This is a genomic window from Haloarcula sp. CBA1129 (genome assembly GCF_008729015.1).
Lineage (GTDB): Archaea > Halobacteriota > Halobacteria > Halobacteriales > Haloarculaceae > Haloarcula.
Map to the genome: position 1 here is coordinate 2,464,298 of NZ_RKSM01000001.1, position 23,550 is coordinate 2,487,847.

At 63.7% G+C, this 23,550-nt stretch carries 19 protein-coding genes and 1 tRNA gene; 10 read left to right on the forward strand and 10 right to left on the reverse strand.

Features of this window, described 5'->3' with window-relative positions:
- The first annotated feature begins 39 nt into the window (after window positions 1-39).
- On the forward strand, window positions 40-915 hold the full coding sequence (locus Har1129_RS12430; protein ID WP_151100946.1) for an NAD(P)-dependent oxidoreductase: 876 nt from the start codon (window positions 40-42) through the stop codon (window positions 913-915).
- Window positions 916-944: 29 nt separating this feature from the next.
- Here Har1129_RS12430 and tgtA read toward each other — a convergent pair whose 3' ends face one another.
- The 5 genes from tgtA to trmY all read right to left on the reverse strand — a co-directional run bounded on the left by tgtA (window position 945) and on the right by trmY (window position 6,381).
- Window positions 945-2,417, reverse strand: coding sequence for a tRNA guanosine(15) transglycosylase TgtA (tgtA, locus tag Har1129_RS12435; protein ID WP_151100947.1), 1,473 nt, complete (start codon window positions 2,415-2,417; stop codon window positions 945-947).
- A gap of 42 nt (window positions 2,418-2,459) precedes the next feature.
- A complete protein-coding gene (locus tag Har1129_RS12440; RefSeq protein WP_151100948.1) occupies window positions 2,460-2,717 on the reverse strand; it encodes a hypothetical protein in 258 nt (85 codons plus the stop codon).
- Between the two features lie 44 nt (window positions 2,718-2,761).
- Window positions 2,762-3,307, reverse strand: coding sequence for an NUDIX hydrolase (locus Har1129_RS12445; protein WP_151100949.1), 546 nt, complete (start codon window positions 3,305-3,307; stop codon window positions 2,762-2,764).
- A gap of 241 nt (window positions 3,308-3,548) precedes the next feature.
- Window positions 3,549-5,657: a hypothetical protein gene (locus Har1129_RS12450; protein ID WP_191906164.1), complete on the reverse strand. Its 2,109-nt coding sequence runs from the start codon at window positions 5,655-5,657 to the stop codon at window positions 3,549-3,551.
- 127 nt (window positions 5,658-5,784) lie between these two features.
- The gene (gene trmY, locus Har1129_RS12455; RefSeq protein WP_151100951.1) at window positions 5,785-6,381 is read right to left on the reverse strand and encodes a tRNA (pseudouridine(54)-N(1))-methyltransferase TrmY; all 597 of its coding nucleotides are present in this window, start codon (window positions 6,379-6,381) and stop codon (window positions 5,785-5,787) included.
- Window positions 6,382-6,507: 126 nt separating this feature from the next.
- Between trmY and Har1129_RS12460 the strand changes: the two genes are divergently transcribed.
- The gene (locus Har1129_RS12460) at window positions 6,508-8,028 is read left to right on the forward strand and encodes a hypothetical protein (protein WP_151100952.1); all 1,521 of its coding nucleotides are present in this window, start codon (window positions 6,508-6,510) and stop codon (window positions 8,026-8,028) included.
- Window positions 8,029-8,079: 51 nt separating this feature from the next.
- Here the strand turns inward: Har1129_RS12460 and Har1129_RS12465 are convergent.
- Window positions 8,080-8,152 (reverse strand) — tRNA-Pro (locus tag Har1129_RS12465).
- Window positions 8,153-8,445: 293 nt separating this feature from the next.
- On the opposite strand from Har1129_RS12465, the gene Har1129_RS12470 reads away from it, so the two are divergent.
- The 6 genes from Har1129_RS12470 (at window position 8,446) to Har1129_RS12495 (ending at window position 14,966) form a co-directional block, all read left to right on the forward strand.
- Window positions 8,446-9,618, forward strand: coding sequence for an NAD-dependent epimerase/dehydratase family protein (locus Har1129_RS12470; RefSeq protein ID WP_151100953.1), 1,173 nt, complete (start codon window positions 8,446-8,448; stop codon window positions 9,616-9,618).
- Between the two features lie 2 nt (window positions 9,619-9,620).
- On the forward strand, window positions 9,621-10,553 hold the full coding sequence (locus Har1129_RS12475) for an NAD(P)-dependent oxidoreductase (protein ID WP_151100954.1): 933 nt from the start codon (window positions 9,621-9,623) through the stop codon (window positions 10,551-10,553).
- Window positions 10,546-11,541, forward strand: coding sequence for an NAD(P)-dependent oxidoreductase (locus tag Har1129_RS12480; RefSeq protein ID WP_151100955.1), 996 nt, complete (start codon window positions 10,546-10,548; stop codon window positions 11,539-11,541). The genes Har1129_RS12475 and Har1129_RS12480 overlap by 8 nt, the downstream gene beginning before the upstream one ends.
- A 48-nt stretch (window positions 11,542-11,589) precedes the next feature.
- On the forward strand, window positions 11,590-13,923 hold the full coding sequence (locus tag Har1129_RS12485) for an STT3 domain-containing protein (protein ID WP_151100956.1): 2,334 nt from the start codon (window positions 11,590-11,592) through the stop codon (window positions 13,921-13,923).
- An 82-nt stretch (window positions 13,924-14,005) separates the two neighbouring features.
- A complete protein-coding gene (locus Har1129_RS12490; protein ID WP_151100957.1) occupies window positions 14,006-14,479 on the forward strand; it encodes a hypothetical protein in 474 nt (157 codons plus the stop codon).
- Window positions 14,472-14,966 carry a hypothetical protein gene (locus tag Har1129_RS12495; protein ID WP_151100958.1) on the forward strand — a complete coding sequence of 165 codons (495 nt, stop codon included), beginning with the start codon at window positions 14,472-14,474 and terminating at the stop codon, window positions 14,964-14,966. The genes Har1129_RS12490 and Har1129_RS12495 overlap by 8 nt, the downstream gene beginning before the upstream one ends.
- A 5-nt stretch (window positions 14,967-14,971) precedes the next feature.
- On the opposite strand, the gene aglM is transcribed toward Har1129_RS12495, so the two are convergent.
- Complete coding sequence (gene aglM / locus Har1129_RS12500; protein WP_151100959.1) at window positions 14,972-16,279, reverse strand: UDP-glucose 6-dehydrogenase AglM; 1,308 nt, start codon at window positions 16,277-16,279, stop codon at window positions 14,972-14,974.
- An 88-nt stretch (window positions 16,280-16,367) separates the two neighbouring features.
- On the opposite strand from aglM, the gene aglF reads away from it, so the two are divergent.
- The gene (gene aglF / locus Har1129_RS12505) at window positions 16,368-17,123 is read left to right on the forward strand and encodes a UTP--glucose-1-phosphate uridylyltransferase AglF (protein WP_151100960.1); all 756 of its coding nucleotides are present in this window, start codon (window positions 16,368-16,370) and stop codon (window positions 17,121-17,123) included.
- A gap of 320 nt (window positions 17,124-17,443) precedes the next feature.
- On the opposite strand, the gene glmS is transcribed toward aglF, so the two are convergent.
- The 3 genes from glmS to Har1129_RS12520 all read right to left on the reverse strand — a co-directional run bounded on the left by glmS (window position 17,444) and on the right by Har1129_RS12520 (window position 21,432).
- Entirely contained in the window at window positions 17,444-19,234 is a 1,791-nt protein-coding gene (gene glmS, locus Har1129_RS12510) for a glutamine--fructose-6-phosphate transaminase (isomerizing) (RefSeq protein ID WP_151100961.1), read from the reverse strand.
- Window positions 19,234-20,424: a bifunctional sugar-1-phosphate nucleotidylyltransferase/acetyltransferase gene (gene glmU, locus Har1129_RS12515; RefSeq protein WP_151100962.1), complete on the reverse strand. Its 1,191-nt coding sequence runs from the start codon at window positions 20,422-20,424 to the stop codon at window positions 19,234-19,236. Before glmU ends, glmS begins: the two co-directional genes overlap by 1 nt.
- A gap of 147 nt (window positions 20,425-20,571) precedes the next feature.
- Complete coding sequence (locus Har1129_RS12520) at window positions 20,572-21,432, reverse strand: CheF family chemotaxis protein (protein WP_151100963.1); 861 nt, start codon at window positions 21,430-21,432, stop codon at window positions 20,572-20,574.
- A gap of 165 nt (window positions 21,433-21,597) precedes the next feature.
- On the opposite strand from Har1129_RS12520, the gene acs reads away from it, so the two are divergent.
- Complete coding sequence (acs, locus tag Har1129_RS12525; protein ID WP_151100964.1) at window positions 21,598-23,541, forward strand: acetate--CoA ligase; 1,944 nt, start codon at window positions 21,598-21,600, stop codon at window positions 23,539-23,541.
- Window positions 23,542-23,550 lie beyond the last annotated feature (9 nt).

The following is a 23,550-nucleotide window of genomic DNA, read 5'->3' on the forward strand; positions in this document are numbered from 1 at the left end:
CACCACCACGTTTTGGGTGCCAGCGATCCCAGAGCCGGTATGGATATTGTCGTGACCGGCGGCCGGGGCAGTTCCGGCCGCTGGATTGTCGACCGGCTCGCCGAATCTCATGACGTGACAGTACTCGACCGGCAGCTCCCCGACGATAGTGGCCATCCGGCCGTCGAATACCGGGCGCTCGATCTGACAGACGCCGGGAGCGTGTTCGACTCGCTCACTGCCATCGACCCCGATGCAGTGGTTCACTGGGCGGCGATTCCGGTGGCCGGAAACCACCCCGGGGTAGACCTGTTCCAGAACAACACGCTGGCGGCGCACAACGTCCTCTCGGCGGCCGGCCGCGTCGGCGCTGACGTCGTACAGGGATCTTCTGACGGCGCGTACGGCTTCTTCTTCGCCGAGGAAACGCCGGTGCCGGACGAACTCCCGATTACGGAACGGCACACGCTCCGGCCGGAGGACGATTACGGGCTCTCGAAGGTCGTCACCGAGGAAATCGGGAAGACGATTACCCGCCGGGACGGCATCTCAGTGGCGTCGATCCGCCCCTCGTGGATACAGATTCCCGGCGAGTACCCCTGTCGGTCCGAGGACTACGTCAACGACCTCGCGGCCGGCGCAGGCAACTATTGGTCGTACGTGGACGTGCGAGACGTGGTCGATCTCGTTGCAGCCGCGCTCGTGGGAGAAATCGACGGCCATGAGGCGTTCAACTGCGTCGGCCCCGACAACGCGCTGGGCCGGCCGCTGGTCGAACTCATGCGCGAACACTACGGTCGCGTTCCGGACGACTGCACGGTCGAGGATGACGCCGCGGCGTACTCGACAGCCAAGGCCACAGAGCTGCTGGGCTGGGAGCCGTCCCGGTCTTGGCGTGACGCCGCCGACGAGGACGTGGCCGTGCCGGCGGTCTGACTGGCGGTGGCCGAGACGACTGAGTGCCGTCAGTCTCTCGCGTGCAGGTCACGCAGGCGGACGCGCTCTGGCACGCGGTCGAGCGCCGTCACCGGCCAGTCGTCGTGGACCAGCGTGAAGGACACGTCGGGATGGAGTTCGACCAGTCGCTGGACGCCTGCCGCTGCGGCTTCGTAGGCCGCTCTGTCGGTCCGGTCCGGGACCTCGGCGGTCAACGGATAGGTGTCGGCGAGTTCGCGTGGATACGGACCGAACGGGGGCAGGACACCCCAGCTCTCGTCGTACTGTGCGCTGGAGCTGCCTTCGGTCAGCAAGACGTCGTCGCCCTCGACCGGAAGCCGTTCGAGTCGGTCCTGATGCCGGCGGACTTCGGGCCGGCGAGCGCTCTCATTCGAAGTGTAAAAGAAGGCGTCTTTCGAGACGGGGTCCGTTCGTTCGAGTTGCGCGGCGTGGTCAAGCAGCGCGCGGTAGCCGTCGAGCATCGCTGGGTGGCCGCGTGTGCGGTTGTCGACCAGTTCCATGAGGTTGCCCGAGCGAATCGCCTGCTTGACCGTCCGGATTTCGCCGTAGGTGACGTGGAGGTTGTGCCGGGCGAGCAGTTCCTCGCGCTGGTCGGCGTCCATTCCGTCGAGTTCCGCCGGCGTGTGGTCGGTACAGACGGGACAGTGACACGGGAAGTAGGTCAGTTCGTCGAGCAGTTCCGTCCCCTGCACCGTGAGATAGCGGTCGTCGCGGGCGTACAGTGCGTACGCCGCCGAGTCGAACAGGTCACAACCCAGCGCCGCCGCCATCGCGAACATCATCGGATGGCCCGCGCCGAACAGGTGGACCGGGCCGACCTCCCCCAGCCCGCGCTTGCAGGCCGCGACGACGTCGGCGAGGTCGGCGTAGCGGTACTCGTTCATCAGCGGGACGACGGCCCCCAGCGGGAACACGTCCAGCCCGGTGGTGACGGCGTCCGCGGCGGCGCGCTCTCGCAGGTCTGGATAGGTCGACCCCTGGACCGGCGCGCTGACGAGCATCTCGCCGGTGTCGACAGTCGTGGCGTGTTCGAGTCGCTCCTGGGTCGTTTTGAGTTCCTCGGTCGCCCGTTCGCGGTCTACGTCCGGCGGCGTCGGAATGTCAACAGGTGTGCCGATGTCGGAGCCAATCTCGTGCTGGAACTCCAGTATCTCCTCGGTGGTCACGTCGATGTCGCCGTACTCGGCGAGTTGGAACGAGCCGGAATCGGTCATGATGGCCCCGTCGAACCCGAGCAGGTCATGGAGGCCCTGTTCCAGCACCGGCTCGCGGAGGTCATCAGAGCCGTGCAGGATGTAGCTGTTCGTGATGAGTATCTCCGCACCGAACTCCGACGCCAGCGTCGACGGCGCGACCGTCTGGACGTGGGGATTGACCACGGGCAGGATAGTCGGCGTCTCGACGGTGACGCCGGCCCGCGGCACGGTCAGCTCGCCCAGCCGGCCCGCTGCGTCGTACTGGCGGACCTCGAAATTCGTCATTACACCCCGTCGTCGGCCAGCGCGCCTAAGAGTTGTGTTCCCCTATTCGTCGGGTCGCTCCGGCCCGCCGGGGACCAGTTTTCGCTCGGGCCGATAGACGGTTCCGGATTCCTCGTCGGCGACGTACGCCTGTGTGGTCCGAAACATGTCGACCACCTCGCCGCGGGACCCGTAGGCGTCCTCGACGAGCCGTTCGAGCAACTCCGCCCGCGAAATCGGTTGACCGGTCCGGCGGCGGACGGCGGCACGCAGTTTGTCCAGCCGACGTTCCGTCTGTTCGTCGAGTGGTATCGAGCCCATATGTTATACGATACCACCCCACAGGGTTTCAAGCTATCGTCGGGTTATCGCTCGAACAGGGCATAGTACATGATACCTACGGCAGACCGACTGTCACGGAGTGCCCCGTCGCGTACCGACTGGACCAGCGAATCGAAGTCGGCGGTGTCGACTCGGATCGATTCGTTGTGGTCGAGGTTCTGGTCGCTCGTCGCCTCGCAGTCCCGCGCGACGTAGTAGTGGAACACGTAGTCGGTGTTACCGTTGGCCGGTTCACCCGTGTAGAGATGGTCGAGGGTGCCGGCTTCGTAGCCCGTCTCCTCGCGGAGTTCGCGGGCGGCGGCGGCCCTTGGGTCGTCGTCCTCCGACTCCATCGTCCCAGCCGGCAGGCCGCGATTGACTCGCCGAACCGGCTGTCGCCATTCCTCGATAACGACCACGTCGCCGTCGGCGGTGAACGGGAGTATGATGACGCTCTCGCCGTGTTGTACGTAATCAAACGCCTCCTCAGTTCCGTCGGGAAGGCGCACGTCCTCGCGGACGACATCGAACCCCGGACAGGCGTAGGCGGTTTCGGCACCGAGCGTTTCCCAGATGAGTTCCTCGTCCATACCGGTCGTGTGACCCCGACGGGCAAAACCGGCACGGGTCCACGTAAATGCAGATACCAGACCGAGACGACGTGTCGTGTACGTGACAGCGGGATGGTGATTTCGAGTATCGTTCTCCTGCTCGGCGTCGTATTGTTCGTCCTCCCGGTCCCCGGCACGCTCATCGCTGGTGGTCTGGTGCTCGTGGCCGGCGGACTGGCTCGGTGGTTCGGGCTCTGGGACGGAGGTCGGCGATACGGAGCTACAGTTTATCGGCGGCCTGTGCCTGCTCGACCCGACGGTCCGCCTGTTCGAGACGCTTACGGGCCGCGTTCGATAACGGGTCCGAGAGGGCGTCGCTTGCCGCCTCGATACGGGCCGCAACGCGCTGGAGTCGGTCGGCGACAGCTTGGAGTTGCTTGTCGGCGTTCCCGCGGTCGCCGGCCTCGGCGCGTTCTGTCGCTCGTCTCGCGGCCTCGACGACGGCGGCGAGTGCCCGTTCGAGGCCCTTGATAGCGTTCTCGGAGCCACCGCGACTCCCGGAGGTCTCGTCATCGTCGACATCGGTGCCACCGTCAGCTTCCATCTGCGCAAGTACCGACTGGCGCGTCTCCTCGGCGATGTCGGCGAGGAACGACGCCAGTGAGGCTTTGCCGGTCCGGGGCTCCTCTATTCGAGCGGCGACGTCCGCGGCGGGGTCCGGATTGACACGGAACGCGCCGACCTCGTCGTCACTGTCCCGAACCTCGGTTGTGTATGCGCCGCCGCCGTGGACGTAGACGGCGTCGGGTTCCGAGAGCGGTGCGTCGTACAGCCGGCCGGCGAAGTCGTCCTCGACGGCGAGGTCCGTCAGGTCGCTGTCGGCCCCCGTCGGGTCGACTTCGAGGCGCGTCGCGTTCTCCCGGGCGACAAGTGGGACTTCCCCGTCGACGCCCGCTCTGGTCGGCCCGTCAGCTGTCTCCGAATCTGGCACAGACACCGTTTCGCTGTGTGGCGCGACGCCGGCCCCGTTGACGGTAAAGCGGTGGTCGCCCGCGGGCACGTCCTGAACGACGGCCAGTCCCGCGAAGGTGGGGACAGCCTCGGGGTCGCTCTCCAACAGGGCGACCGATTCGACGGTGGTGTCCTCGGTCGTGATTCCGTCGCCCTCGGGCGCGTCGTCGTTCGAGACGGCTTCGGAAAGGCTGGCGACGAGGGTCCGTATCTCCGCCGGTGCGCCGATGGCGTCGTAGCGCTCGGCCAGCGCCGCCCGGTGGTTCAGCTCGGAGATGTCCGCGGCGGGGTTCTCGTACCGCGGCTGGTTCCACGGCGCGCCTGTCGTCGTGATGTGGCCCGCGACGGCGTCCTCGACGAACTCGGGCACGGCGAACTCGAAGCTCAATTGCGGCCCGGTGAAATCGGCGATGTGTTCCAGTTCGCTGCTCGGCACGAGGTCGTATTCGATGTCCGGGTCGGCCTCGCCCCGGTCGGTGTGCTGGAAGACGAGCCCCGTCTCTCTCGTCGGCAGGTCCGACGGTGGTCGGCTGAGACTGTCGAACGAGCGGATGGTGAGCGACTCGGGGATGAGGTCCTTGCGGCTGACCGACGGCAGCCGCTCGTGTTCGTACAGCGGCGCGCCCTCGTACTCTGGGACGAGATAGGGGAGCCGCGAGCCCTCGTCGCGCGGAAGGCCGTAGGCGACCGGAATCTCAGCGAGGTCCTCGATGGTCTCGACAGCGCTGTTCGTGATGTCCGCGAACCGCTCGCCCTCCGGCAGCCGGGTGAACCGGTCGCGGACGTCATTGACCGACAGGGCGCTGGAGTGCGAGCCAAGTTCCGAAAGGATGCGTGGTACCATCTCCGGGTCAGGATCGAGGAACTCGTTGTTGGGCACCTTCCGGGAGTGCGAACTGGCGACGTACAGCTGTGGGTCGTCCGTCTCCGTGTCGACGAACACGTGCAGGACCTCCCAGTCGTGCCAGTGGAAGTTTGTCGTGAACTGGTCGAACGCCGAGTAGAACCAGAACTGGACGACGGCCAGTGGTGAGTTCTCGTACTCGACGACGTGGTAGAACGTTGTCGGGTCCGGCGGCTCCCCGTCAGTCATCCGCTCGTGATACCCGTCGAACGCGTCGAATCCGTCAACGACGGTCTCGCCGTCCTGCTCGCTGGTGTAGGGGCGCGGGTCCGTCGGAAACCACGGTTCCGCCTCGTCGAAGTACAGCGTCGGCGCGAACCGGCGTGCGAGTTCCGCGGCCCGCTCGCCCTCAACTGTCGAGGCCGCGTCGTCGCTCCCGCCCTCGAACGCCGAACAGCCGGCAACAGACGCGAGGCCGGCCCCGGCGACCGTCTGCAGGACCGCGCGACGAGACACCGCGTCCCGATCAGTCATCGATACCTCGTCGCGTCGGTACGTCGTCGGACAGCGCGACCTGTCGCTATCGCCGAACCCAATAATCCCATACACCATCCAGCGAATCGCCGATAAAAACCCTTCTGGCAGTCCCCGCGGTGTCCCGTCAGTACTGCTCGAACCCGGCCGTGTCCAGATAGTTGTGTGCGACCGTGATCGAGTGGTCAGCATGGAGCGCCTTCGGCCCCAGCGAGACGCGCTCGTCCGCACGTTCTGCGATGAGCGCCGCTTCCTCGTCCCGGAAGTCGTGATGGTCCGACAGGATGAACACCGGGTCCGACGGCGGTGCAACGTCGACGACGGGGTCGCCGTCCTCGTGCAGTTGGACGACGGTTCCCCGACGTGCCACGTCGTCGAGTGTCCCTTCGAATCCCCGTCGTGTGAGCGACACGCCCGGCGAGGTTTCGACCGGGATGTGCCCGATAGCTTCCTCGCGCTCTTCCAAGGCCTTCCGTATCAGTGCCGCCGTGGACCGCTCGTCCGGATTCAGCCGGCGGAGGTCGCTCCCCTCGAACGTGACAGTGTACTCGTCAGCCAGAATCAGGTGGACCCGCACGTCCTCGCGGATGGCGTGACTCAGAAAGAACGCGCTGGTGACACATCGACAGAGCACATCGAGCCGGCCGGCAGCGCCGGCCAGATCGTCGAGGGAAAACTCCGGCGTCGTCGGGGCGTCGTGGCCGATGATGACGAACTGGCGCATACTGAGTCGTCACCCCACGGCGATTTACGTCCGTCGACTGCTGTTCGAGTGCCGACCGCAAAGGACGCTACAAGCGCCGTCTGAGCGTCCAGAAAGGGTTTATCCGGAGCGGCGAATTGCTCGGTCATGCGCAGACGTGCCCTCCTCGCGTCAGTCCCGGGTGTGCTGGCCGGGCTCGCCGGCTGTTCAGTCGGTACTCTCGGCTCCGACGAGTCCGACGAGGTAACACCCGTTCCGCGTCCGGATCAGTCACCGTCCGCCGCGACCGACAGCGGGACAGAGACACCGACAGCTACCGGCGATCCGCCCAAACCAGCGGAGCCGACGACCGTCATCGAACTTGAGACGGGGCCACGGACCTACGCCCTCAGCACCCCGGGGTTCCACACCGACGACAGGGCGCGAGTCGCGCTCTGGTTCGACCAGACGGCGACAGCCGACCATCCGGCCACGCTTCGCGGCTGGCTCCAGAACGGAAACGAGTTCGAGAATACGTTTCGGATCGGTGGGATTCCGGGAATCGGACAACCATATAGCCGTCAGCCAGACGGCTACGACCACGAAGCCCGCCTCCATCTCGCACCCACGGACAACAACGAACTCGCTGAAGAAGTCCCCTCGCTCGGCCGAACGGACGAGGGGTACTGGCGCGTCGACGACGTCGGCCCGTGGATGCCAGAAACGCACCGGCTAAATCCCAGTGAATGGGTCCAACTGGAGTACGCACTCGTCGGCGAGCCGGGTCTGTCCGGTCGTCCCACCGGGACCTACGAGTTCCGTGGCGGGGACAGGTCCCTCTCGGTCACCGTCTGGGACACGCAAAGCCCCGGCCCCGAGACGGAGTCCCGATTCGCTAGCCGCTCGCTCCCGGCGTTTCCCGGCGACGGCAGCGTCCAGTGGTTCCACGACGCAACGAAAACGACCCCAGCCTTCGTTCGACCCACGACCGAACGCGCGGAACTGGACACCCAGCTCGGCTTCGAGATGGTCAACAACAGCCACAAGCGACTGCAATGTGGCCACTGGGACCTCTACAAACTCGTCGACAGCGAGTGGTTCCACATCGCGCCGACGGGCCACACCGCCGACTGTCGACTTCTGGTTCCGGGCGGCCGGGAGCAGTGGGGACTCCGAGCGTTCAACGGACAGGCTGTCGGTTGTGGTACCGGCGACTGCCATTGCGACGGCCTCACACAGGGCTACCTCGGCGGCGGCGAATACGCCGTCGTTGCCGGCTACGGACACGCGACCAAGGAGAGCGCTGCCCTAGTTGAGCTAGTCGGTGACAGCGTGCCAGTGACGCCGACCGACGACGTGTCGACAGCGCGTGACGGCGGTACTGTCACGGTGACGACTGGACGATACGGTGACGATGAGCGCACGGCCGACGCGACGTTTACACTGACGCGCGCCGACAGCGCAGACGAGCGGGTTATCGCCGAACAGGTGATGGCGAGCGGTAGGTTCGCCACGTACGACGGCGGACTCCGCAACGCTCTCCCGTTCCTGTCCGCTGATGTGCGCCACGTTGTCGTCGAGACCGACGAAGAGGCCGTGGACGGCGTCCTCGGCTACGATTCGAACAGTCGGCGGTTCCGGTTCCGCGGGCAGGCCTATCAGGTATCTCGCGGCCAGACTAGCGACTGAGGGGGCCGGGGAGGACAGATATGTCTCTCCTCAGTAATTGTGGTGGAAAAGTGGGCCGGCGCGAATTCGAATCGCGGTTACGGCCACCCGAAGGCCGAAGGATACCAGGCTACCCCACCGGCCCGTGCGATAGCAAATAATAGGAGGATAGGGTCGGTTTTAACGGTTGCGAAACAGCGAGAAGCGGATAGGTTTGACTGTGGGGCGGACGCGGGCAGAGTGAACCCGCAGGGCCCCACTCAGAGAGAAACTAGTACGCACAGTGTCGTTCAGAATGTACAAATCATACGATAGCAGGCCATCAGTTGTTGTGTTAGCTGTGAGTGCTGACTCATGAAGTCCGATGCAGTACAAGACGAGCACGTAGCTGAACAGAAGATTTATCACGGATCGCAGTTACTCACTATCTGAGTAACTATGACGATCCTCATCACTGGCGGCGACGGCTACGTCGGGTGGCCGGCCGCCCTGCGAATCGCGGACCGAACGGACGACCGAGTGCTACTCGTCGACAACTTCGCCCGACGGGAGTGGGTCGAGGACGTCGGCGCGACGAGTGCGACACCGGTCGCAAGCATCGACGAACGCCTCGACGCGGCCCGCGAGGTCCACGGCCTGACGAACCTCTCCTTTGTCGAGGGTGACCTCGCCGAGAAGTCCTTCGTGGACGAACTGCTGGCGGTCCACGAGCCGGAAGTCGTCGTTCACACCGCCGCCCAGCCCTCCGCCCCGTACTCCCAGATCAACGGCGAGCGGGCGAACTACACTCAGCACAACAACCTGCAGGCGACGCGGAACCTCCTGTGGGGCCTCGAAGAACACGACCTCACCCACACCCACTTCGTCGAGACGACGACGACGGGCGTCTACGGCGCGCCTGAGTTCCCCATCCCCGAGGGCGGTGCGACGATGGAAAACCAAGACGAGCGCGACGACGTGCCGTTCCCCAACATGGGCGGGAGCTGGTACCACGCGACGAAGGGCTTCGACGCACAGAACATGCGGCTGGCCCACACGCAGTTCGACATCCCGATCTCGGACGTGCGGACGGCCATCGTTTACGGGACCGAGACCGAGGAGACCCGCGCGGACGACCGGCTCAAGACCCGCTTCGACTTCGACTACTACTTCGGCACGGTCACACACCGCTTCTGTGCACAGGCTGTCGCGGGCTACCCAGTCACCGTCTACGGCAAGGGCGAGCAGCGCAAGCCGTTCATTTCGCTTGAGGACGCCGTCGAAGGACTGGCCGAGGTGGCCCTGACCGACCCCGACGAGCGCCCCGAGGGACTGACGGTGTACAATCAGGTTACGCGCGCCATCAGCATCGTCGAGATCGCCGAGACGATTGCAGACGTGGGCAGCGAGTTCGACCTCGACGTGGCTGTCGAGCACTTCGAAAACCCCCGCGACGAGGACGAGACCCACAAGATGGAGATCGAAAACGACCGCTACGCCGACCTCATCGGTGGCCAGTCACAGTCCTTCGAGGACGGCGTCGCCGACATCTTCGAGACGCTGACCCGCTACGCCGACACCATCGAAGCCCACGAGGACCGCTTCCTGCCGGGCGTTCTGAGCGAGGACTGACGATGGACGTGCTGGTCACCGGGGCCTGTGGCTACATCGGCAGCGCCTTGGTCCCGCTCTTGCGAGCTGACGACCGCGTCGACAGCGTCGTCGTCTTCGACGACCTCTCCTCAGGGTCGCCGCGGGCACTGCTCGGCACGCTCGGAGACGGCCTCGAATTTCGCCGCGGCGATGTCCGGGAGTACGGCGACGTGGAGAGCGCCATGCGCGGCGTCGACCGCGTCATCCACCTCGCTGCCATCACGGGCGCGTCAAGCACCCACGAGCGGCGCGAGGAGACGTTCGCCATCAACTACGATGGCACCGAGAACGTCCTGACCGCGGCCGGGAAGCTCGGCGTCGACCACGTCGTCTTCGCCTCCTCGTGTAACGTCTACGGCCGCGCGACCAGCACCGACATCAACGAGACCGTCGACCCCGATCCGATCAACCCCTACGCGGAGACAAAACTGGAGTCCGAGACGCTGCTGCGAGAATACTGCGAGGAGTTCGACATGACCGGCACCGCCCTGCGGATGGCCACCAACTTCGGCCACTCGCCGGGCATCCGGTTCAACCTCGTCGTGAACTACTTCGTGTTCCGCGCGCTCACCGGCCGCCCGCTCACCGTCTACGGCGACGGCTCGAACTGGCGACCGTTCATCCACGTCCGCGACGCCGCCCGCGCCTACGCGGAAGCGGCGTGCGACCCCGAGTCTTGGGACGAACCGGTGTACAACGTCGGGTCGATGGAGTCGAACTACCAGATAGCCGAAATCGCTGATATCGTCGCCGACGAGGTCGCGCCAGTCGACGTGACCTACCTCGAAGACGAACACCCCGGCCCGTCGTATCACGTCAACTTCGACCGACTGAGCGAGACTGGTTTCGAACCATCGTGGACGCTGCGCGAGGGCGTCCGCGACCTCGCGGAGAAATTCACAACCAATGACTGAGACAGAACCCACGAACGAGTCGCCCCACATCGCCGTCACCGGCGGTGCGGGCTACATCGGCAGCCGCGTCATCTACGAACTACAGCAGGCCCACCCCGACTGGGAGATCACCGCCATCGACAACTTCTATCTCGGCACCGTGCGGTCTGTTGGCGATGTCGACATCGACCACGTCGACATCCGGAATCGAGACCGGCTGGAAGCGGCGCTGTCGGGCGCAGACGTGGTGATGCACCTCGCTGCGGTCTCGGGCGTCGACGACTGCGAGGAAAAGCAGGATCTGGCCTACGAGGTCAACGTCCAAGGGACCGACAACGTCGCATGGTTCTGCCGCAAGACAGGCGCAGCACTGATTTTCCCGTTCTCGATGGCCGTGATCGGCGACCCACAGGAGTTCCCCATCACGGTCGATCACCCGCGGGACCCGCTGAACTGGTACGGCCGAACGAAACTGCTCAACGAGCGCGATATCGAGACGTACGCCGACGGCGCGTTCCCGGCCCACCAGTTCATGATCTCGAACCTCTACGGCAGTCACGAGATAGACGGCCAGACGGTTTCGAAGGGGACCGTCATCAACTTCTTCGTGAACCGCGCGCTCGCCGGCGAGACGCTGACAGTCTACGAGCCCGGCACGCAGTCCCGGAACTTCATCCACGTCAAAGACGTGGCCCGGGCGTACGTGGACAGCTGCGAGCGGCTGCTAGAGCAGTTAGAGCGTGGCGAGACAGGCGTCGAGAAATACGAGATCGCCAGCGACGAGGACCCGAGCGTCCACGCCGTCGCTGAACTCGTCACAGACGTCGCCGCTGAGGTTGCAGACATCGATGCCGACGTGGCTCTAGTCGAGAACCCACGGGGCGACGACGAGACGCTCGTCGATTCGTTCCCGGTCGATACCGAGCGAACGGCCGACGCGCTGGGCTGGACGCCGGAACACAACGTCGAGTCGGCGATTCGGACGGCACTGGAGTCGGCGAACACGTAGACAACGAGTCCCGATGGATTTATTCGCCAGACCGGAAAGAGCAAATACATGAGCGATACGCCCGGGACGGGAGCGGTACTCGATGACCGGCCCGAGCTACGAGATGCGACGACGGCAGTTCTGGCCGTCGACGACGAACAGGACGGCTGGACGTTCGACGACATCCCCGTCGATTCGGGCCAGTTCGGCGAACTCGTCTCCGCAGGCATCGTCGAGAAGGACGGGGAGCAGTACCGCGTCGCCGACCCTGACGCGGTGCGGGCCGCGCTCGATGGCGAAACCGAGGCCAGTGGCGATAGCGGGTCCGATCTGGCTATCGGGGACGCCCTGAGTTTTGATTTCGACGCTCGAGCAACCGGCCTGCTCGCCGCCGCTCTAGCGGTCGTGTTTGTCGCTCGAACGTACGTCATCGGATCGGTCTACCGCGGCGGCGACATCGTCTTATCGAGCAACGATCCCTACTACTACAGGTATCACGTCGAGCAGGTCGCGGCGAACGCCGGCAGCGTTGCCGACGCCGGGGCCCTCTCCGTACTTCCGGGCAGCGTAACAAAAGGAGAGCCACTCATGGTCGCGACGCTCTGGTGGGTCGCCAGCCTCTTCGGCGGGAGCAAAGAAGCCATCGGCCACGTTCTCGCTTGGTATCCTGTCGTATCAGCACTCGTCACGGCTGTCCTGCTCTATCTGCTCGCAGTTCGGGTGTCCAGCGACCGGCGTGTCGCTCTCGCGTCGGTCCTGTTTCTGGCGTTCATTCCCGGCCACGCCTTCCGGACGAGCCTCGGTTTCGCTGACCACCATGCCTTCGACTATCCGTGGCTGGGCCTCACCGCACTTGCGCTCGTGGTCGCGCTAGCGGCGGTCAGGAATCGAGGGTCGCTTCGGCGACCACAGCCGTGGATTGCCGCGGTCGGTATCGGCGTCGGGACTGCCGGACAGGTGCTTGCGTGGGAAGCCGGACCATTACTCGTCTTGCCAGTCAGTCTGGTGGTACTGGGACAGACACTCCTCGACGTGTCTAACGACCGGTCGGCACTCGTCAGGAACGTGCCAGTCCTTGCCGGCGTCAGCCTCGGTGCGATACTCGCTGGCAGTGTCCATACTGTCACTGGCTGGCAAACTGCGCTTGTGGCTAGCGCGCCGACACTGCTGACGGTGGGCACTGTCGTCGTCATTGCAACAGCAGAGGCAGCCAGACGCCTCGGTGGTACCGTCACGCAACTGGCTGCGGTCGATATCGGGCTTGGCGTCGTCGGCCTCGCTGTCTTTCGCTTTGGCTTCACAGAACAATGGGGCACGTTCAGTAGCCGGCTCGATACGCTGTTTCGGTCCGACGCGATCGCTGAAACGTACGGACTGTTCAGCACAGATGCCTTTGGCTTCCTGTTCCTGCTCGGCCTAACGCTGTTTCTGGCGCTCCCGGCAATGGTGTGGGGCATCAACCTCGCTCGGAGCGACCGGAGCGGCTGGCTCGTCGTCAGTAGCTACGTCTGGGTGCTGTTCGTCCTCGCCGTAATTCAGGTCCGTTTCGTCGGCGAGCTGGCCCCGTTTCTTGCGCTGTTCGCCGGCCTCGCGTTCGTCTGGGCCGCCTCGTGGGTTGATCTTGCTAGACCGGTGCTAACGACCGGTGACAGGGACCTGCGGGACGCGCTCGTTCCGGACTCCCGAGCCCTCGGGTCACTGTTCGTCCTGTTCCTGCTGTTCGGAGCCCTCGGGATGGTGCAGGTTCCGGTGAAAACGAGTCAGGTACTCGTCGAGGACGGAACGTACGGCGCGGCGACTGCAATCGAAGCTGACGCCGCCGAGAACGGCCTCGAATACCCCGAAAACTACGTCCTCAGCCGCTGGGGACAGAACCGCGTGCACAACTACTTCGTCAGCGGCGAATCACGGAGCTACAGCTACGCTCGCCAGACGTACGCGCCGTTCGTCGCAGCGACGGACCCCGAGGAGGCCCACAATCGGATTTCGGATCGAGTCGGATACGTCGTGACGACAGAGACCGAGGTCGAAGAGCCGACCACGATGTACGTTCGACTCCATCAGCAGTTCGGTAGTCAGAGCGGCGGCGTATCAGGATTGGCCCACTACCGGCCGCTCTTTGTGAGCGCAGACGGGAGCCACAAGGCATTCGCCGTCGTTCCCGGTGGTGCCATAGAGGGGACAGCAGCCCCGAATGCGACCGTCTCTGTAACGACGACAGTCACTGTTTCGGACCGAGAAGTCACCTACGAGCGCCAGACGACAGCCAACCAGAAGGGTGTGTTCACGGTTACCGTCGCAAACCCCGGAGCATACACTGTGACAACCGATAGCGGAAATGAAACGACCGTCGAAGTCCCGGAACAGACGGTGTACGACGGCGGCAACGTGACGGTCAAGTGAACTTCCGGGACCGGGCCGGTCGTCCAACTCCGTGAACGACAGAAGCGAAACGACCATTGTACCTACCAAGAGAACAGAGGGTGTGCGCGTCTGGGTTCGTGTCGTCATCGTGCTTGGCCTGTGTCTGACACTCGGGGGACTGTTCGTCCACGCGGCGGTTACAGAAGACCAGCGGTCGCCGTATCCAGATGCTGCGGAGCTCTCGTCCGGGTACGACTCGTACATCGGACAACAGCTCATGGTGTTTGGCACGGTGACAGAGACCAGCGAAGACGGGATGGAGATCAGGGCCGAGAGCGATGGGACGACAATTATACTCAGGGTTACTGGGACGAGAGCGGCCGTCGAACCCGGTGGCGTCGTCCAAGTGTACGGAATGCTTGAACCAGATCAGACAATAGCGGCTGAGCGCGTCGAAGTCGTCAACAGCAGCCAGTGGGCCGAGTTCTACAAGTACGGCGCTTCGGCTATCGGCGCACTCGGATTCCTGCTTCTGTTCGTCCGGTATTGGCGGATCGACCGTGAGACGTGGACGCTGGAGGCGCGCGATGGCTGACTTGCTGACCCACCTGCTCGTCCCATACATCCTTCTCACGGTCGCGAGCTGGGGTGTCGGCTGGCTCGATCAGCGCTGGGTCGTCGTCGGGATGGGCGGTGCGGCGATTCCAGACCTCATAAAGATAGACATTGTTCTTGCGGAAAACACGGTAGAGTCGATGATTGGGCTCCCGTTTTCCTACGATCCGCTCTCCACGCTCGGCGGAGTACTGCTACTGGCCGGTATTATCACCGTCGCATTCGAGCAACGACACTGGAAACAAGTGTTCAGCCTCGTGACGGTCGGTGGCCTCACGTCGCTGTTCCTCGATGGGATGCGAGTATACGCTGATGGGCGGGCGAGCGCTTGGCTGTATCCGTTTACGAACTGGCGGCCGCCGACACCGAGCCTGTACGTGTCTTCGGACCCAACCGTGCTCGTGGTGGCGCTACTCACTGCTGGTACGGTCGCCGTTCTCGACAGACGAGTACGGGCGCGTAGCTGACTCCGCTACCAAGTCAACCCTTCGTAGGTGATGCCGTCGCGCCGTTCGATGATGCGTCGACCGTCAACGACAACGGGGTCGGTCATCTCGTCGAATTCTACATCGAGCGCCGCGAACTCGTCCCAGTCGGTGACAACCACAGCGCCGGATGCATCCTCAAGTGCGGCCGCCGCCGAATCGGCGTACTCGATATCGGGATATCGCTCGCGCATGTTTTCGGTCGCCACGGGGTCGTAAGCGACGATATCGGCCCCGCGTTCCTGTAACCCTTCGATGACCGGAACTGCTCGCGTGTTCCGGATGTCGTCTGTCCCGGGCTTGAACGCCAGCCCTAGGACGGCGATTCGTTTGTCGGACACGTCGACGTGGTCGTCGAGCAGGGAGAGGAGGCGCTCGGGTTGGGCATCGTTCAGTTCCACAGCCGCTGAAAGGACAGCGGGGTCATAACCCTGCTCCCGCGCCGCGGCGATGATGGCATCGGTGTCCTTCGGGAAGCAACTGCCGCCCCAGCCGACGCCGCTCCGGAGGAACTGTTCGCCGATTCGGTCGTCGAGCCCGATGGCGTCAGCGACTTCGTAGGCGTCGACGCCGAACTCCTTGCAGATGTTCCCGATGTCGTTGATGAGGCTGACCTTCGTTGCGAGGAACGTGTTGTTGGCGTACTTGATCATCTCGGCCTCGGCAATGCCGGTCTCGACGACCGGCACGTCGCCGTCAGCGCCCTCGCGCAGCGGCGCGTAGAGGTCATGGAGAAGAGTCGTCGCGCGGTCGTCGTCCGTCCCGAAGACGAGCTTGTCCGGATTCAGAAAGTCCGTGACGGCCGTCCCCTCACGCTGGAACTCGGGGTTAGAGGCCACGAGGAAGTCCGTCCCGCGTTCGAGGCCGGCCTCGGCGATCCGGGGAGCGAGTCGGTTCTCGGTCGTGTTCGGGACGACTGTCGACTTCGTGACGACGAGATGCGGGTCCGCTGTCGTGTTCTCAGCGCCAGTCAGCGCTTCGCCGATGGATGCCGCACCGGCCTCCATGAACTGGAGGTCAATGCTCCCGTCGTCGTTCGAGGGCGTCGGGAGCGCCAGCATTGTCAACTCGGTGTCGAGTATCTCCTCGTAGTCGGTACTTGCTCGGAGTCGCCCACCGCCATGCTCGGCGACGAGTTCGTCGAGCCCGGGTTCGTGTATCGGCGACTCGCCGTCGTTGATTGCGTCGACGATGTCTTCGTCGATATCTATCGTTACGACTTCGTGCCCGAGATCAGCGAGACACGCAGCGACCGTCGTCCCGACGTATCCGCTTCCGACAATACTGACGTTCATCGAGCGGCAGTAGTCGAGGAGCGGATATTATAATTCGGGTCTTATAATTCGACAAGAGTTTTATCGGATGGTCAATGAATTGAGGAGTATGAAAGCTGTCGTACTCGCTGCTGGTGAGGGGACCCGTCTCCGCCCGCTGACTGAAAACAAGCCAAAGGGGATGGTAGAAGTCGCTGGAAAACCGATTCTGACCCACTGCTTCGAGCAGTTGATCGAACTGGGTGCTGACGAACTCTTAGTAGTTGTCGGCTACAAGAAGCAAGCTATTATTAATCACTATGAGGACGAATTCGAGGGTGTCCCGATCACCTACACCCATCAGCGCGAGCAGAACGGCCTTGCACACGCACTCCTGACCGTCGAGGAACACGTCGACGACGACTTCATGCTGATGCTCGGCGACAACATTTTCGAAGCGAACCTCCGAGATGTCGTCAACCGTCAGGCGGAGGAACGTGCTGACGCCGCGTTCCTCGTTGAAGAAGTCCCGTGGGAAGAGGCCGGGCGGTACGGCGTCTGTGACACCAACAAGTACGGCGAGATCACCGAAGTCGTCGAGAAGCCAGAGGACCCGCCGTCGAATCTGGTAATGACCGGGTTCTACACGTTCACGCCGGCCATCTTCCACGCCTGCCATCTGGTCCAGCCCTCGAACCGCGGCGAGTACGAAATCAGTGATGCGATTGACCTCCTGTTGCACTCCGGACGAACGATCGACGCAATCCGCATGGATGGCTGGCGGAACGATATCGGCTATCCCGAGGACCGCGATCAGGCCGAGAAGCGGCTGCAGGGCGAGATTGATCCGGAGATGGCCGCTGAGAACGTCGCTGCAGGCGAGTGAAGAGGGAGACCGGGTAACCGGAATACTCTCCACCGGACGCCGCCAAACGAAGCCGACGCGACGAGAAAACGATGTCGTTGACTGGCGGATGGTTGGTGAAAGCCGGGCTAACTGCTCCTGATCAGTCGATGATGTGACTGGGAAGGAGTCGGGTGCAACGTTGCGATACAACTCTGACGAAATTCCAGCCTCGCCTCAGTGGCCAGTCCACCCAAAGACTCCTCTCGGCTTCAACAACAGCCAAACTAGCGGCAGCGCTGCTCAAGCCGCCGGAGTCGCCAGAAGACCGTCAGCAACGCAACTGGCCAGCGACGCGCTGTTTACTCTACTGTCACACTTTTGGCCAGATTCCGTGGCTTGTCGATGTTCCGCCCCAGCAACGCGGCAGTGTGATACGATACCAACTGCAGGTGCGTATTCGCCAGCACGGCAGCGGCCCGCGGGTGTGTCTCCGGAATGTGAAGCACATGGTCGGCGTATCGTTCAACGTCGCTCTGTCCATCCGTAATCGCGACCACCGGGGCGTCCCGCGCTTCGACCTCTTTGACGTTCCCGATAGTCTTCCGGGCGCGCTCGTCGTCTCCGGTCACGATAGCGAACACTGGCGTATTCTCGGTCACCAGCGCCAACGGGCCGTGTTTCAGCTCGCCGGCGGCAAAGCCCTCGGCGTGCTTGTAGGTGATTTCCTTCATCTTCAGTGCGCCTTCGAGCGCCACGGGGTTCTGGTACCCACGGCCGATAAAGAAGTAGGCGCTGGCGTCCTGATACAACTCAGCGACTTCCTGCGCGGCAGATTCATCAAGAACCGCCTGAACGTGGCCGGGGAGGTCACGGAGTGCGCTGATGACCTGCCGGGCGTCGTCGGTCGTGGACGTTCCAAGCGCAAGCAGGTTCAGCGCGGCCAGTTGTGAGGCGAAGGTCTTGGTCGCGGCGACGCCGATTTCCGGCCCGGCGCGGATGTACAGTGCGTGGTCGCATTCGCGGGCCGCGGTGGAGCCGACGACGTTTGTCACAGCTAATGTGCGTGCGCCGCGGCGGCGAGCCGCCCGAAGCGCCGATAGCGTGTCCGCGGTTTCGCCGCTCTGTGTAACCCCGACGACGAGCGCATCGCCGATGGGTGGCGTCGCGGTCGCATATTCGCTGGCGAGGAACGCCTGAGCGGGGATACCCGCTTCGCGGAACAGTTGCGCACCGTGCAGGGCGGCGTGATAGGAGGTCCCGCAGGCGACGAACTGGACACCGGTCGGGGAGAGGTCACCGAGGTCACCGATGTCGACCGTGCCGGCGAGTTCGTCGACGCGGCCCCGCAAGCACTGCCGGAGCGCACGGGGCTGTTCGTGAATCTCCTTGAGCATGAAGTGGTCGTAGCCACTCTTGCCCGTCTCCTCGGGGTCCCACTGGACGGTGTCGATGTCTTTGTCGATTACTGTGCCGTCGGTGTCGGTGACGGTCCATCCATCACCGTTGAGCCGGGCGAACTCGCCGTCGGCGAGGTAGACGACTTTGTCGGTGAAATCACGGAAGGCGGGCACGTCACTGGCTAAGTAAGTCGCGTTGTCGTCGATGCCTAACACGAGCGGCGAGTCGTTTCGCGCGGCAAACACCGAATCACAGCCGGCAACGACGACGGCGACGGCGTAGCTGCCTTCAAGTCGACTGATCGTCTCTCTGACAGCGTCTTCGGGGTCGGCCCCAGCGTCCAGCGCGTCCTCGATAAGGTGGGGGACGACCTCGGTATCAGTGTCGGACGTGAAGGTGTGGCCGGCGGTGACGAGTTCGTCTCGTAGGGACTGGTAGTTCTCGATGATCCCGTTGTGGACGACTGCGACATCGCCGGTACAGTCTTGGTGCGGGTGAGCGTTCTCGTCGGTCGGCGGCCCGTGCGTGCTCCAGCGGGTGTGGCCGATGCCGACTGAGCCCGAGAGCGTCCGGTCGGACAGCGCTTCGCGTAGGTCGGCGATTTTGCCGGAGTGTTTGCACAGGTCGATATGACTGTTCGCGAGCGCGACGCCGGCTGAGTCGTAGCCGCGATACTCCAGCTTCGAGAGGCCGTGGACGAGCGTGTCGAGCGTCTCATCGCCGCGACCGACGCAGCCGATGATCCCACACATCAGCGGACCACCTCCGCGCCTTCACGGACAGTTCCATCGACCGTGACGCCGGTGGTGAGTCGGGCGTTAGGCCCAACGAGAGACCCAGAGACGAAACTCACGTCACCGAGTGCGACAGCACGGTCGGCAATGACAGCGCCGAGCCGCTGGTCCTCGAACACCTCTGTGCCGACCTGAACATCTGCCGGGCCGCCGGGGACGACAGTATTGACGCCCAGATTTACGTCTTGACCGGTGACGGTGTCGACGAGGGTCGAACTCGGGTCGACGCGCGTGTCGGCGTCGAGGACAGTGTGCTGTATGACGCTATTGGCCCCGATGGTGGTGTTACGGCCAAGCGCGACATTCGGACCGATGACAGCGTCCGGCCCGACTTCGCAGTCCGGGCCGATGACGACCGGTGACTGGAGGGTCGCCTCGTCGTGGACGCGTGCGGAGTTGTCGACCCAGACCTGCTCGTCGCGGGCCGATTCGACGACCCGGCCCCGCGCCAGCACCTCGCGAGCGACGGTTAGCAAGTCCCACGGGTAGGTCGCGTCGACCCACATCCCGTCGACTTCGACAGCTCGGACGCGGTCAGATTCCAACAGGAGTTCGATTGTGTCGGTCAGTGCCAGCTCGCCGGCGTGACGCGTCGTTTCGTCGATAGCCTCGAAGATGTCACCGTCGAAGGCGTAGACGCCGCCGTTGATGAGCCTGAACTCGTCATGTTGTGGCTTTTCGACGATGTCGACGATGTCACCGTCCTGTATCTCGACAGCACCGTACCGGCTGGTGTCCTGTCGTTCGATCACGGCGATGCTCGTGTGCCCAGTCTCAGCGTAGGAGTCATCTACCGCCTCGATAGTGGCTGCGTCGACGAGACGGTCACCGTTCATCACCAGAACCGGGCCGTCGACGACGCTCCGGGCCTGAAGGAGCGCGTGCCCGCTACCGAGCTGTTTCGTCTGGCTCACGTAGGAAATAGGGACGCCACGGTACGTCGGACCGAAGTGGTCCTGAACGCGGTCGCGCTTGTAGCCGACGACGACAACCAGTTTCTCGATACCTGCCTCGACCAGCGCGTCGAAGACGTGTTCGAGGATCGGGCGGTTCGCGGCCGGTAACATAGGTTTTGGCCGGTTTCGCGTCAACGGCCGGAGGCGAGTTCCCTCACCCGCGGCGAGGACCACAGCCGTATCGATGTACATACCTGTTGCAGACGGAGGAGGGGCTTCAATATGGCGGCCTTACCGAGATTGGTCGGTGTCTACTCGCCACGCATGTCCAGTTTATGATGCCAAAATCAGACGAGGCAGGCGTCCGGTCGTCGCAACGCGTCCGGTTCCAGACTGCGACTACTGTTCGCCCATCCGCTCGCCGGCGACCCGACGCCCCTTCGTCGTCAGATTCACTTCAGTCCGTTCCCGGAGCACGCTGATCACGTCAAGTTCGATCAACCGGTCGAAGATCTCCTCGGTTTTCTCGACGTCAATGCCGACAAAATTGGGGATGTCGAACGGCGATACGCCGGAGTGCAGCGCCATTATGACCCGCTTCTCCGTCGAGCTCAGGTCCAGATCGGCTTGATTCTGTTCGGCACTCTCTTCGAGCATCGTCCGGAGAACAGTCGCGTGAAACTCCTCGCCCGCGAGATGTGTTTCGACGCTGATGTCGTCCTCGCTGTGCTCGACCTGAATGACCGTTCGCTCCTCGCCGCTGACCTGTTTCTCTTCGACGGCGAGGTCGCCGATGTCAGCGCGGTCGATGACAACCGCTTGCCCGTCGGCCATCGCGAGTTTCAGCGCCTCGTCAGTCACTTTGAGTCGGCCTTTCGTCCACTCGGCGGACTGGACGACGCCGCCTTTCAGCGCTGGATGTTGAACCAGCACGATTGCACCGTCGAGACTCGCCCGGTAGAAATCGGTCTCGAATGTCCCATGATCCGATGCCGACACGAGAATAACGTCCTCGCCGACATAGAGCGCGACGTAGTCTGAGACGCCGGCGCTCTGCTGATTCACGTCGAATCGGTCGGCAATACGGTCGATATCGGTCAATGAGATCTGCCGTTTGTCGTCGCCCAGCAGGGCGACCCGCTCTGTAGTGAGGACAATACGACAGTTTCGCCACTCGGCGTCGGTGAGGCGCTGGCCCTGTGAGACCGCCTGAAGGAACTTCCCCTTCGTATCGGCGATCTTCTTTTCGGTGTCGCTCATACCCCGTACCGGCCTCTCGTACACTCGTTGTCCGCAGGACTCAATATAAGTTCCGTCGCCAGTGTCGAAAGTGAGAACGGCCGACCGTGCTGGTAGTTCTCTTACAGCAGAATCGTACACAATTAGATAGGATATTTTTTGCGTGCGGCGATGTACTGTCAATTGATGACACGGGGTGACGAACCGGATCGGGGACAGTCCCACACGGGGCGAGAGACAGTCGAACCACCGGACTGGTTCGTCGAACAGGCGAACGTGACGGATCCGGCCGTCTACGACCGCTTCGAACGGGAGTGGCCCGATTGCTGGCGTGAGGCTGCCGAGTTGCTCGACTGGGAGGAGCCGTTCGAGACGGTGTTCAGTGGCACGGACGGCCCGCCGTTCGAATGGTTTCCCGATGGCCGATTAAACGCTGCCTACAACTGCATCGACCGGCACCTCCCCGAACGGAAGAACCAGCTTGCACTGGTCTGGGAAGGAAACCTCGGCGAGGCACGGACATACACCTACCTCGAACTGTACCGGGAGGTCAACGCCTTCGCCGCGGCGTTGCGCGACCGCGGCGTCGGACCGGACGACGTGGTGACGCTGTACCTGCCGATGGTGCCCGAACTCCCGGTCGCGATGCTGGCCTGTGCCCGCTTGGGTGTCCCACACAACGTCGTTTTTGCAGGGTTCTCAGCGGACGCACTGGCGACGCGCATGGAGCGGGCCGAGTCGGCGTATCTCATCACTTGTGACGGGTACTACCGCCGCGGTAGTGCCGTCGCACAAAAGAACAAGGCCGATAACGCGCGCATCGCCGTCGACCACGACGTATCGGTCGTGGTGCTCGACAGACTGGGCCGTGACGTGCACTTAGGCGACGACTACGACGACTATCACGACCTGCTGGCAGCACACGATGGAGACGAAGTCGAGCCCGTTCCACGGGCGGCCGACGACCCGCTCTTTCGCATCTACACTTCGGGAACGACTGGCCAGCCCAAAGCGGTCACGCACACGACGGGTGGGTATCTCGCACACGTCGCTTGGACCGCCCGGTCGGTCCTTGATATCAAGCCCGAAGACACCTACTGGTGTTCGGCCGACATCGGCTGGATTACCGGCCACTCCTACATCGTCTACGGCCCGCTCGCGCTCGGCACGACGACAGTACTGTACAACGGCACAGCGGACCATCCCAAGAAGGACCAGCTTTGGGAACTCATTGAAAAGTACGCCGTCGACGTGTTCTACACCGCGCCGACGGCTGTCCGGGCGTTCATGAAGTGGGGCAAAGAGTACCCCGAGAAGCACGACCTCTCCAGCCTGCGGCTGCTGGGCACCGTCGGCGAGCCAATGGACGCTAGCGCTTGGAAGTGGTATCGCGAACACATCGGCGGTGGCGAGTGCCCCATCGTCGACACTTGGTGGCAGACCGAAACCGGTGCGGTGCTCGTGTCGACGTTGCCCGGTGTCGACACCATGAAGCCCGGAGCCGCTGGAACGCCGCTGCCGGGAATCGAGGCGTCCGTCGTCGACCGCGAAGGTGCGGCAGCCGAGCCGAACACAGCCGGTGAACTCGTCGTGACGCGCCCTTGGCCGGGGATGCCGCGCGCGCTGCTCGACGGAACGGACTGGGGCAGCGTCCCCGACGGTGCCGAAGATTGGCGGTACTACCCGGAGGACAGCGTCTCGGCCGACGACGACGGCTACATCACGTTCCTCGGTCGGATCGACGACGCGATCAACGTCGCCGGCCGGCGGTTCAGCACCAAGGAACTGGAGTCGACAGTCGCCGGCGTCACCGGCGTCGCCGAAGCCGCCGTCGTTGGTGGCGACGACAAGAGGACCGGGACGGCGGTGTACGCGTTCGCATCCCCGGAAGACGGCTACACGGACAGCGAACTCCGGACGGCCATCGAAGCGGCTATCGTCGACGCCATCGGCGGTATTGCCCGCCCCAAAGAAATCGTGTTCACGCCGGATCTCCCGAAGACACGTTCGGGCAAGGTTATGCGCCGCCTGCTGACCGCAGTGGCAAACGACGAGGAGCTGGGCGACACCAGCGCGCTGCGTAACCCCGAAATTCTCGGCGAGATTCAGTCGACGACGAGCAGGAAGTGATCTGTTTCG